This is a genomic window from Lelliottia sp. RWM.1, assembly GCF_016859735.1.
GTDB lineage: Bacteria > Pseudomonadota > Gammaproteobacteria > Enterobacterales > Enterobacteriaceae > Enterobacter.
On the sequence record NZ_WLVC01000071.1, the window covers coordinates 1 to 12247 of the forward strand.

The window sequence follows — 12247 nt, forward strand, 5'->3', positions numbered from 1 at the left end:
CGATAATAGGAGTCGAACCTACGACCTTCGCATTACCGAAACTCGCGTAACCACATGAGTTTGTGAAGTGCGATTGTAGGACAGCTATGTAGGACATGCTAGTTAGATTAAGACTTCACCGCTGCTTCCCCGGTGCCCACAACCGAAACATCAACGCGGACTCACCGTTAGGTGAAATATTAAGGTCTCTCCTCATCTCGATAAGCAGCAACGACAGTAACTCATCATGGCGTTCAAGGGTTCGGCTCGGATTGCTTGACTTTGTTTCGTCCTGAAACGCTTGCAGGGCTTTGATCACAGATGCGGGCGCAACGAGATTAAGATTGTTGCAAGCTACAGCAAACCGCTTTTGTCCCTGTAAATTGTTATCGCCCTCAAGAATGCCACTTAGACTAGACACAAGTTCTTTATAATGATCTAAGCGTTCTTTTCGTAACTCAGCTTCTCGTTCACGTTTCTTCGTGAACCAGTATCCAACAACTGCAATAGCTAATGCCGTAGAGGAGGCTATTGCAGTCGTGACAATTTCGAACGCCATCAACATAACTCCGCTAAATCATCATTTCTCAACGTAGGAAAACGCCACCATAACGCCTATGTAACGCACCTGTATTTTGATGTTTTTCGCCCCACCAGAAGCAAGAAGTATGTGCAACCGGGAATAGTCCATCGCCTATAAATACTGTTCATTCATACAGCACCAAGAATTTATAAACTTACACTTGAGCTACTTTCTCAGCTTGTCCCAACGAACCGCTGATACGATACCCCAATTGCCGCTAGGATTGGGCCTACGCCATTTTGCGGTCTCCATGCTACGAAGATACTCAAGGGCTTCGGAAAACGTGCCAAAGCGCTTCTGAGCGGTTTTATCGCCCACTCCGAATGAACCATCTCGCGAGCTAGCCAGACCGGGGTGAAAACACGAGCCATCCGACGCATAGGGAACCAATAGTTCCGGGTCGTTATCTTCGGATGAATCAGACGCTAACAACCGCCACGGCTCGACGCTCAGGGCGTTAGCCAGCACCTCAATGGCATCGAGAGACGCATTAGAGCCACCACGTTCAATGCGGCTCATATAACTACGAGCAAACCCACACCGATCAGCAAACGCTTCTTGGCTCATTCCTGTGGCAATGCGCAGTTCTTTTACCCGCTCGCCAAACTGTATTCGCAAGGTCTTTTTCATGCACTGAATGTGCAGTTTTGACCACTGTAAGGCCACGCTCCATATGAGACATTTTGAATCTAAAAGCCCTATTTGTGAGCACACTCTCCCTAGCAAGAAGCCTGCATCACTACAATTGATAGATTCAAAATGAATACCATTAGTGACAAATTAAATCATAACCGTATGATGGTCATCACGGGTATGTGTCTCCAGCACTCACTACAAGACGTGATGTTGTTTGGCAAATGAGGAAATCATGACGGGATCAGACTTTATATTACCGATGGCAGCGGGAGCCGTGCTTAGCTGGGCCAGTTACAGCATAGTTGCTCACGTTTCAATAAAACGGCAGATAAGCAGCTTACGAGCGATATCATGGGGCATTTTGGGAACTCTCGTTTTGGTGCTGGGAGTGTGTGCGTTTTCTGCTGTTAGTGCAGAACGCACAACAGAAAAGCAAGGTGCTGTTTGCTCAGGTAATACACCGGAATGCTATGCAAAAGCGCACCATAACCCCGTCAGAGAGTGCAAGCAGGTAATCGACAAAAAAGCGACGTTTCGCCATGTGTGGCAGGAAAGTGAAGCTCAGCCGGTTTTCGAAACTTACTTGTGGCACGACGAGCAAAAGAAAACGATTCAAGCATTTGGACAACAGGCTAAGGCCATTAACAGCATGAATATGCTGATACCACTGCAATACTTTTGTGTTTTTAACGCCAACACCGGGAAAGTCATCGCGGCTTCATATGAATGAAAGCATTCAGGGGATTCTTCCCTGAATGCTTAAGGATTAACTATTTTTTACTTTGAGTAGCTGCTGCTTTTTTTGCTAAATCTAAAATAAGCTCTAGATCGGCTCGAAATTCATCAGGGTTTGGTAAGGCTGTCTGTTTGTATGCAGGCTGGTCATGAGCATCAGTAATGCGATGACATTTTGACCAGAGATCAGAAATCGCAATACAGCACTCACGCTCAAGCCCACTTAATTTATGTAAATTGCCAACTCCTATAATTTCACTGAATCTAACCACAATCCCAGCGAATATCACATCCTCAACCATTTTCTCAACCGTTGATCTCATACGGCTATATAATCTTCGCATAGAGTTGTCTTGCTCAGCATTGGGATATACAGGCCAAGGATCTAATTGTCGAGACTCTTGTTTTAACTTTTCAACTCTAGTTTTATAGCTGACCTTGTCCCATGGTAAACCATCATAAACGCAGCCGGAAAACTCTCCTGTCCATTGCAGGTGATGTATTAAGCTATCGACATTATTTTTCTCGGTAGCAAATATTAACTCGCTCAAAAAAGCGATATCATGCGTGAGAATTATTACCTGCCGATTTTTTGCTTCTTCAACCAATCTTGTTGCTACTCGTCTTCTTCTATGATGATCAAGTGAAGAGACAGGATCATCAAAAATGATCCCACATGAATGGTTGGCAAGCTTTAATTCAGCTAAAAAAGATGCTAACGATACAGCCCTCTGTTCCCCTTCACTCAAAATTAAATCCACCTTATTTGAGACAGGTATATCCAAAAGCAAACTATAAAAAACTTTCCCTTTAGAAACTCTTGGTTTGAGAACTGTTTTTATATGAGAAACACCCAGTTTAAAAAATTCTTCATCCAACTCTTTTTTTAAAGAATTGCTTATTATTGAATTTGCAAAGAACTTAGACTTATCTGATACTTTTTTTGATATTGCTGAAAAGCTAATAGAGTTAAGAGTGTTATATAACTTTAACCTACCAACTAAAGAAATTAAGCCATCTAATTTCTCCGCAAGCATAATTCGCGCTTTGAGTTCTTTACTTTCCTTTGTTAGAGCGTCAATCTTTCTCTTTTTAGATGCTTGCTTATATAACCTTGCTTCACGTAACTTGCCAGCAGCCAGAAGCCTTAGCTCTGAAATTGGATTATAATCAAGTTCGATATTCACGAAGTTCTTACTGTCAATCATTGAAAGCATCGCAGTCTTTGTATTGATAATATCTTCTTGATATTTATTAACTCTTTGAATTAATTCGCTATGCTCATTACCAATTTCAATATGTATTGCAGCATTAAAACTAAAGTCAAGGGTAGCAGTATATATTTTTTCTCTAGCTGTTTTTAGTGCAGATTTTCTTTCATCTAATAATTTAGATATATCATCATTAATAAACTCATTGAAGCGTAACATTCTGTCAGTTGCTTCGGATATAGGTTGCTGGCATAAAACGCATTTTGCATCACTACCAACGGAGGGGAAATCATGGTCTGGATAAGCACAACTGAGTGAGTATTTTTTGGCGGACAGAAATAAATCTCTCCAGATACTTTCACCAGTATTAGGCAATAAATCATCTCCGGCCGCAAGTTTTTGCGCTGATTCATTTAATGCCTTTTCTGCATTAGTAACGCCTTCAATCAACGTTTTAAGCCTTGTCATGGCCGCGTTATTTATAAACTTACTTTGATTATTGATCCTAACGCAAAGCTCTTTTATGTGCGATACACTTTTTAGTAATTCTTTATACTTTTCCTCAGGATTTTTTTCTGCCAGAACTCTATCTAGTTCTTTATCTCTACTTAGCTCAAGATCACTTAAAGTGGCTAAACCTCTTAATTTTACAATATCTGTTTTATGGTCCAATACTTTACATATATCAGATACACTAGTGCCATCTGTAAATACTTGAGTTATCTCTTTATTTACATCTATAGTTTTAGCCTCGGCTAAAATTTTTGCTGCTAATTTAGGAATTATTGTATTTGCAAATTCTTCAAGAATATCGAGACCGCGAGGTAAATAAGCAGCCTCGCCTTCTTTCAGATATGATGATGCGCAAAGAGTATCAAAAACACTAATTGAGGACAACAATTCTGGGGAGGGTGAATTATAAGACCATTGTAAATCGTGTTCATTCCCATTCAGAGAAATTTTAAATTTCCCGTTAGGTATATTGGATGAATAGCCAGGCAGGTTTACATTAGGGAGTATCGCACCACCTTTATCTCGTGCTCTACATGCGTGCTTGAGAACTCGCCCGTATCCTGATTTTCCCGCACCGTTCATACCATAAATTATGGTAATCCCATTATCACAGAATGCAATTTTTTGGTCAGGCGCAATCCTGTTCACGTGAACAAGACTACTTAGTTCTTTAATCTTAATGACTTGATCATTAACCGCTGAAACCGGAATATGATCCTTATTTAAGGGGAGAGATTCTAATTTATCGGGGGGCAATATTTTATTTTCAATCTTTATCAATTCTAATAATTCTTCATAATCACTATCCTCCAATGAGGGAGAAGCCAATTGTCTCCTTAAGCAGTCTCTTGCCCAGAGGGGTAGCTCGGAACCAGACCATTTCAATATTTCCTGTAAGACATCCATGATAGCCTCTAACAGTTATTTTTATAGATAAGAATTGCCACCTATCTTTCATATAATAGCGTTGATAGGGAATTTAATAAGCAATTCATAAGGTTAGACTGTATCGCATCCACCGAAGACATTGGAACAAAGAAGAACACGCTCTTCAATTTAATTTAACTCTCTCATAAACATCGACATATGCGACACCGTTATGTTTTAAGTGAAGAATTCATTTAACGCAACCGAAAGCATTTTAAACTGAGTCTATTCTTTCACATTTTATCCTAACCTACTGATTATTCGGTGAACCTGAGATAATCGCCAAGTCCCAGCATGAGACGTAGTTATGCCCAAATGATTAAGTGCATTGGCAATCTTTCTCTGAGATAAGCCCTGCGGTCTGAAAGTTAGAACCGCTATACAGCGAGTTGTCGCCCAAGGGCTTCGAGAAGCAATAAACGTTTAAAGCAATGCGGCTATAGTTGCTCTGGAAACGCCGTATTCGCGCGCTAAGGCACTGACACTAGTTCCATTATTCTTTTTCTCGATAATCGCTCTACGGGCTTCTGGGGCGATTCTCGACGGTCTTCCCAGCTTCTTACCTTCGGCTTTTGCCCGAGAAAAGCCCGCTTTCAACAGGTCACGTTCCATCTCAGCAACCGCTTCCAGTATCGACATTAGCAGCTTACCGACAGCAAAAATGAGATCAATTGTTCCAAGCTGGTGGACGATCACCTTGATACCTCGATCAGATAACAATCGGACTGACTGGAGCACATCAATAGCATCGCGCCTCAGACGGTCGAGTTTTTCCACTACAGGTGTAGTGAAATAGCACGCTAGATCACTACACATAAAATCGGCCCAAAGTGTAGTAATTTGCCTTCAATTAAGTAACACAGTGTTGTATATTAAAGCTCGAAAGGCAAATTACCACAACAAGGGTAAGCTATGGCTAATATCGGTTATGTTCGTGTATCAAGTGTTCAGCAGAACACAGAGCGCCAGTTAAACGGCGTTGTGCTCGATAAAGTCTTTGAAGAAAAAAGCAGCGGCAAAAACACCGACCGAGCACAATTTGCCGCAATGATGGACTATTTGCGGGAGGGCGATGTGTTGCACGTTCATAGCATTGACCGCCTTTGCCGTAATACTGCTGACCTACTGGCAACCGTCGAAAAGCTGGCACAGCGCGGCGTTGTGGTGCAGTTTCATAAAGAGGGTTTTAAAACTGGCGACAATAACCCTGTAGGCAACATGATGTTAACCGTATTGGCTGCCGTGGCACAGATGGAACGCGAAACGATGCTACAGCGCCAGAAAGAGGGCTATGAAGCAGCAAAAGCAGCAGGGCGTATTGCCGGACGAGGTAAAAGTGCCACAATCGATCGGGAAGCGGTCAAGGCTGATTTAACCTCTGGTCTATCCATCCGCAAGGCCGCCGAGAAACACGGGATAAGCACAAAAACGGTCATGACCATCAAGTCAGAATAAAGGCCACCACGCCTCACAGAACGCCACCATATTGCTATGGTGGCGTTTTTGCATCCTGATTATATAACGCACCACCGATATAGTCAGAACGCTCCATGGCAGCAAAACCATGCAAGTTTCAACATTCCACTCGAGCTAAAACTTATATTAGTGAATATATACATTTGCTTTTATATGTTACAGGTATATAGTTTCACGAGTGATTATTTCGAGGTGAAACATGAAAAAGATCTTAAAAACGCGCAATGCAGAGCTTGCCGGGATTGGGCGCACATCATTCCGGTTAGAAGACACCACATGGACAGCGCTCGATATGCTGGCGGCAAAGCGCGGGATTCGTTGGCAGGATTGGGCGAGTGAAGTGTTGGCGACACAGCCTGATGCGCCAAACAGGACAGCTCTGATACGTGCAGCACTGGCTGATGAGTTAATGGCTGAGCGAATTGTTCCCCTCACGGAAGCTGGATCAGTCGAAGCAGGCGCCCATCATGAGATTATCGGCAACGGCTACTGGCGGATTAATGACGAGCAACTCCAGAGCGAGCTAGACGGCGCAACCATCGTCACCCGTGATAACTCATTTGCGGCGTTTACCTTACTGACTGGTTACAGAGACAAAAGCTACGGCGGATCACCATTCGTGATCATCCAGAACGAGCTACGCGGTCAGCTACATCTCATGATCGCTCCAGACGTTGATTAAGGAGGAAACAATGAAAGTTAAAACACTTCCAGCAAGTGAGACGGCTTACTTTTTGAGAGCCAAGCTGGGCAACGTCAGGGCATGGGATGATTTATTAGCGGATATGCGGCGCGGAAGGGCTAGCTATCACGGTGAGTTCTTACTTCCTGTCGGAAGGTATTCCGCCACTCGCCCCCCTCGCCCGGTTTATCTATTTAGTGAAGTATGTGAGTTCGTCGAAAAAGTCTCACGCCTTTGCCCTCCCCCCGCCAAGCCGCACATGCTGTCTATTCTTGAGGTTGACATTGACCTCACCGATAAGCGGCATTGGAGCGTTCGCCCTCCAATAGCGACAAGCTGAAAGGCTGGCAATGAACAACTATCAACAAACAGCGGATTCAGCCTTGAAGCAATTCAGGGCTACCGCCGTCATCGACTGGCTCGACGTTGAGATTCGCACCGAACGCCCAACACAACACCAACACATCCGCAGAGCGCTGAGAGAGATAACGAGCGTTAATCGCTGGTGGGTTGAGGCAATCGACATGCAGCCCGGTGATGTTACTGACACATTCCGCATTCGCTTTCATGACGAGTTGGCGAACAACTATCAGCAGCTCCGTGCTGCGCTCCATGCGTTAGCCAGACGGTTCACGTTTGCAACCGAACCGACTATTGCCGGGATAGAGATCAGTTGTGACTTCTGGCACAAACAACAGTCAGTTGAAGCAACACGCGCCCTCACATACCGGATGCAAACAAGCCTGTTCGCCCCGGGCACCAATCATCGCCAATACAACGGCGACAACAGCAGTAACCAATTTCTTGATAAGCCCGGCAATCGTATAAACCCGGCTTATAACATGCGGATTGGCAACGAAGATGATGCCATTTCATGGCAGTGCTATCACAAACGCACCGACAAGAAGCAGCCGCTGCCGCTTCGCCAGCAACGTGCTCGCATAGAGGTGACATTGCAGGGTGACGCGCTACAGCAACACGGCTTCGGTCTTCTCTCCGGGCTGCAACACTTCCCGTTTGAAACGCTCGCCAGCCTGTTCACGTTCCGCCGTCCGATAGCTACGGCACAGATGGCAGAGGGAGATCTGTTCCGACTCATTTCAATCAACTGGATACGCTCATACAGAGATGCAACGGCGGAACGCGGCATTCACTCGTTCAGCACTGTAGGACAACGCGACAAGAAAGGCAGAACACGGACAGAGAGTAGTCACCTGACAGCAGACAAAGAACTGAGTAACAGGGTTAGAGCAGCGTTGCGAAACCTACACCCGTGAATATCCATTCCAAAAAAGTGTGCGGACTTTGGAGCAGTGATCCGCTTGCTGGCTGGGCTGACGCGCAGTGACCTAATAACTTAAATACTTACACCCTCTAACCAACTACGTTTACACACAACAACAGGTAACAGGGAAAACCGGAAGTGAGAAGCGGAGCGGCGAACTTCACCAACAAGCTGTCAGGAATATGATCGCTGAATAGTGAATATCTTAGGTTTTAACAACCCCCTTCTTGGCGAAGAAGTTAAAAACTTCGGTGGTTGAAAAACAAAACCTTATACATAGAATTGCTGGCAGTTATTCGCAACCAGATGGGCCATGAGCACACCGCATGTTCCACCCCATAAATTCTACTACCCTAAATAATAAACGTGGCTGAAAGCCCTACAGCGCGTTGGATGCGTATGCCAACGAGTTACGAGTTCGCGGTGTAAATTCAGTCTTAACAAACTGGCGTAATAAAGTGTGCATTTTAGGTTCGCCAGCATCCAGCATTGCGTCCGAAAATTTCCGTGGCGGCGTGGCAGTCCTTATACTTGCATGACAGACACTGTTGAAAAATTCTCCTCTGCGTTGTTCAATAAACTGCACTACAAGTGATAGCCTTCTAATCAGGGAAGTTTATGTCAGCATCCAACTATTACCAGACTAAGCCAGATGGTTATGTGCGCTTCGAACGACACGGTAAGTCTATGGAGGGTGAGTTTTTCAGCTATGAGTCATTTGGCGACGATATTGATCCAAAATGGGGTTACATCCGACCATTCAATAGAGTAATCAGGCAGCAACTAATTGATAATTTACAGGCAAGGCACGGCATCGATCTCCAGACGTTCACCTCGCAAGGCGACCTGATCACTTGCGATGCTTTTGTTACCCACAAAGATTTACAGGCAGCACACCAAATCGTAATTGAATCATTTGATTTTATTGATGAATCCGAGCTGACAACTGAAAGAGAACTCATTAGTAACTGCCGGGCCGATTTATTACGACGCCAATACATTGTCGGCGTCCAGCTTAAGCAACCCAAAGGGTCCTTAGACAATCTCAACGCAGAGTTCCTTAAATGGGTAACGCCTTCCTACGAGCCGCTACGCTATGAGCGGAAATGGTTTACTAAGCATCGCGAAGGGTTACTCCGTTTTGCCATGCTTGTGGTTGTAACTGTTCTAGCATATTTCCATTTTAGCTGAGAATAAAGGTGCGCAACTCGACCAGTCGCATTGATCGCTCGCAATGTTATCCACTACTTTCGATAAAAAACGCGCCACGAGGCGACTAATAATCCTTTTACAGTTTTTTACGCATGACGCTCTTGCTTTTTTTAAGCATAATTAACACGTCTAAACTACGTGAAACCCAATCGGCACTCCCCATGGACATTAAATCATTTTTCTTTTTAATTTTGCTTAGTGCTCCCCTCACAACTATCGCAGCCAATACAGAAGAAATCAGCCAAAAGCTTGATGATGGTTATCGTTACGCATGTAACGCCACCCAAACAGGCGAGGCGACTAGCGCGTCCTATAAACTTGAAAATTATAGAACGCTATTCACTGGCACTTCTGCTGTAACAGGATTCAGCCAGATTATGCACGGTGAGATAGACGGTATTGTGGCTAGTTTCTTTAAAAAGGGAATGATCCAAGGGAACACTAGCACCGCTGCATGTGAAACTCCGAAAGACTTGCTGGCAACAACCACACGAGAGGTATACATCCGGCAGGTAAAATTAACTCTGGCATCTAATTTTGATGACGTTCGTTTTAGCCAATATGCAAATCAGGCTTACCCAATATTTGATTCGATACTTGCTGGAAAAATTAGCGAAGAAGAAGCCAATAGCGCAATAAATAAGATTGCTAATAATGCAATCATTAACAGTGAAGATGCTGGTGCCGTCAGTAATACAACCAATGCTATGAAGGCCGTCGCAAAAATTCTCGTATCCGTCAGAAACGATAAGGATCTTGAGCAATTCTTATCGGACTATATGAAGAATCACAAGTAACCTTATCGAAGGTTACAACTCCAGGCTTTCTGATAAACAGCAGCTTCACCAGCCGTTCTAAAAGAGAGTTGCAAATTCCGCACCACGAAATTCACTCCCCTTAATAAAAAACGCGCCAGAATCGTTCTGAGCGCGTTAGAGAAAGAAAGTTAGGCTATTGCGGTTCTTTCCGCGATTTATTGCTCTGCTTAATCCGTAGTGCATCAGCTACCGCATCTACACCATCTTCGCAAACAAATGGAGCAACTTCCGGTAGCCCTAACGTAACATTCTCAAGCACAGCATAAAGGGCTGCTGGTGGATGATCTTTGCTATACCGGTTCTCTGTCTCGCCAGAACCGCGGATATGTCCAACAAACTGCGCACGCGTCTCGCTGTCGATTCCAGCTTGTTTGAGCCTGGTAGAAAACGTGTGACGGAATGAATGGAAGGATTTTTTGCTGTCTTTTTCAAAGCCTAACCGTTCTTTGAGCAACGAGCGATTAAACCAGTCCGAAGCTTTACCGCCATATCCTTTTACAGGGTGGTAAGGAAGCTCAGGAAATAAACGCGCATGACCTGATTTCTTCAATGCTTCGCAATAGCGGATTAATCCAAGTTTTATCAATGTCGGATGCAACGGTATTTTTCTTCGTGAATTAATCGTTTTCAGTGACTGATCGGCCCGTTCGTTGCTGATTTCAAAGAAATAAAACCCGGTAGCATCCTGCTTAATATCATCTAGATAAAGTTGGCATAACTCATTAATCCTTGCTCCGGTAAAAAATCCAATGAGTGGCAACCAGTAATGAAATGCACGGTAATGATGGAAGTGTCCCTCGCTATTTCTATCCACAGTTCCACGTTTAAACCAAGGGCGGTTAAAAATAGCGTGCAAATCCTCATCAGTGAACTCAGCTTTGAAGTCCTGATCCATCTTTTCATTTTCTACAGGTGCGAAGAATTGATTCGCTGGGGACTTAATAAAAATACCTTCTCCATCAGCCCACCGGAAAGCTTCGAAGATAACCCGCATATATTTACGAACGGTGTTATCGCTCATTAGAGAGTCGCCATTCTCTTTTGCTTTAACCACCAGCTCATGAATGTCATTGATTTTGTATCGGATTTTAGCTAAATCACGCCGTGCAGGTATCGACCTTAGTAAGCTCTCATACTCACGGAGATAGTCACGATCTACTTTTATAAGCTTTGGATCACCCATGACTTCAACCAGTAGGCTAAAACCTTCCCGAACTCGATTCTCTGCCTTTTCCGTGAATTTTCCCCCGCGCTTGTAGCGAATATATTTTTCACATAACTCGCTCATTTTCACTGAGTAGTATTTACGATTTACATATTCATTATCCGGTATTGATGAGGGCAATAATACAGGGGTAATTGCTTTTAGTTTCTCAGGCATTACTGGAGAAACCGCGGTGCTATGTGACAGCCAAAATAATCGTAAGCGCTCGGCTTGCACACGATGAATCATTAGTGAACCAGGCGAGATTTCGACACCGGGAAAGTCAACGAACCATGCAGCTTTGGATGAAGCCTCTGAGGATTTAAACGCGGTTTCTGCTTCCAGCAGCTCGCCTGCTATCATCTGACGTAATATACGTGAGGCAACCAAGGGCTGAATATAACCGTTCAGAGAACCTCTGATCCCAATGTTAATAGCACTATCGATAATATACCCAGAAGTCTCTGGATCGTCCCTATCAACGAGTGAAAGGTCTTCTACATAGTAAGCAGGACGCCCATCAGCAAGCCAAAACAGCGGGATATTCGTATCAAGCAGGCGCTGAGCGACTTGTTGCAGGGAAGCACTTGTTAAACCGCAAAATTCAGCAAGGCTGATCATCCCCTCTCCAGCCAAAGCAGGGGCACTGCTTACCAACTTTTCTCTATCCAATTTTTGATACTCACCCAGACATCGCTGCCAGACAACCAATAGACCTGCGGCAATCGCTCTCGCTTTTCTGATGTCGTTTGTTTCTGTTGAAGCGTGAATCTCACGCTGTCCCGTGTAGAGACGGTATCGGGCGGGAACTGCAATACGGACAACATAAATACCGCTGCTACGGCGATACAGATTATCACGTTGAGCCATCGGCTGTATGACCTCTATGTAGTAGAGGTTACGCGATTTCACTCTGAATGGATTTAATGCTAACTAAATCAATAATATAGAAGTGAATGGTGCCGATAATAGGAGTCGAACCTACG

At 44.3% G+C, this 12247-nt stretch carries 11 protein-coding genes and 1 pseudogene; 6 read left to right on the top strand and 6 right to left on the bottom strand.

Annotation, left to right across the window (positions count from 1 at the left end; translation table 11 throughout):
• Nucleotides 1-115: 115 nt before the first annotated feature.
• Nucleotides 116-538, bottom strand: coding sequence for a hypothetical protein (locus GF617_RS25410; RefSeq protein WP_045293008.1), 423 nt, complete (start codon nucleotides 536-538; stop codon nucleotides 116-118).
• Between the two features lie 189 nt (nucleotides 539-727).
• Nucleotides 728-1192: a helix-turn-helix domain-containing protein gene (locus GF617_RS25415; RefSeq protein WP_203452720.1), complete on the bottom strand. Its 465-nt coding sequence runs from the start codon at nucleotides 1190-1192 to the stop codon at nucleotides 728-730.
• Between the two features lie 238 nt (nucleotides 1193-1430).
• Here GF617_RS25415 and GF617_RS25420 point away from each other — a divergent pair, with 238 nt between their 5' ends.
• Entirely contained in the window at nucleotides 1431-1928 is a 498-nt protein-coding gene (locus GF617_RS25420) for a hypothetical protein (RefSeq protein WP_203452721.1), read from the top strand.
• A gap of 40 nt (nucleotides 1929-1968) precedes the next feature.
• Here the strand turns inward: GF617_RS25420 and GF617_RS25425 are convergent, their stop codons facing one another.
• The 3 genes and pseudogenes from GF617_RS25425 to GF617_RS25435 form a co-directional block, all read right to left on the bottom strand.
• Nucleotides 1969-4563 (bottom strand): AAA family ATPase, encoded by a 2595-nt coding sequence (locus GF617_RS25425; RefSeq protein ID WP_203452722.1) that lies wholly within the window; start codon nucleotides 4561-4563, stop codon nucleotides 1969-1971.
• A gap of 261 nt (nucleotides 4564-4824) precedes the next feature.
• Nucleotides 4825-5001, bottom strand: coding sequence for a recombinase family protein (locus GF617_RS27600; protein ID WP_124982920.1), 177 nt, complete (start codon nucleotides 4999-5001; stop codon nucleotides 4825-4827).
• Nucleotides 5002-5007: 6 nt separating this feature from the next.
• Nucleotides 5008-5370: pseudogene (locus GF617_RS25435) on the bottom strand (recombinase family protein); the annotation flags it as partial.
• Nucleotides 5371-5496: 126 nt separating this feature from the next.
• On the opposite strand from GF617_RS25435, the gene GF617_RS25440 reads away from it, so the two are divergent.
• From GF617_RS25440 to GF617_RS25460, 5 genes are all read left to right on the top strand, one after another.
• Nucleotides 5497-6039, top strand: a complete 543-nt coding sequence (locus GF617_RS25440) for a recombinase family protein (protein WP_007777701.1) — start codon at nucleotides 5497-5499, stop codon at nucleotides 6037-6039.
• Nucleotides 6040-6259: 220 nt separating this feature from the next.
• Nucleotides 6260-6742, top strand: a complete 483-nt coding sequence (locus tag GF617_RS25445; protein ID WP_071603061.1) for a ribbon-helix-helix domain-containing protein — start codon at nucleotides 6260-6262, stop codon at nucleotides 6740-6742.
• Between the two features lie 350 nt (nucleotides 6743-7092).
• Nucleotides 7093-8019, top strand: a complete 927-nt coding sequence (locus GF617_RS25450; protein ID WP_045293012.1) for a hypothetical protein — start codon at nucleotides 7093-7095, stop codon at nucleotides 8017-8019.
• A 626-nt stretch (nucleotides 8020-8645) separates the two neighbouring features.
• Complete coding sequence (locus GF617_RS25455; protein WP_203452723.1) at nucleotides 8646-9218, top strand: hypothetical protein; 573 nt, start codon at nucleotides 8646-8648, stop codon at nucleotides 9216-9218.
• Between the two features lie 182 nt (nucleotides 9219-9400).
• Nucleotides 9401-10036, top strand: a complete 636-nt coding sequence (locus GF617_RS25460; RefSeq protein WP_124982902.1) for a hypothetical protein — start codon at nucleotides 9401-9403, stop codon at nucleotides 10034-10036.
• A 154-nt stretch (nucleotides 10037-10190) separates the two neighbouring features.
• Here GF617_RS25460 and GF617_RS25465 read toward each other — a convergent pair whose 3' ends face one another.
• Nucleotides 10191-12131 (bottom strand): site-specific integrase, encoded by a 1941-nt coding sequence (locus GF617_RS25465; RefSeq protein ID WP_045293018.1) that lies wholly within the window; start codon nucleotides 12129-12131, stop codon nucleotides 10191-10193.
• Nucleotides 12132-12247: the final 116 nt, after the last annotated feature.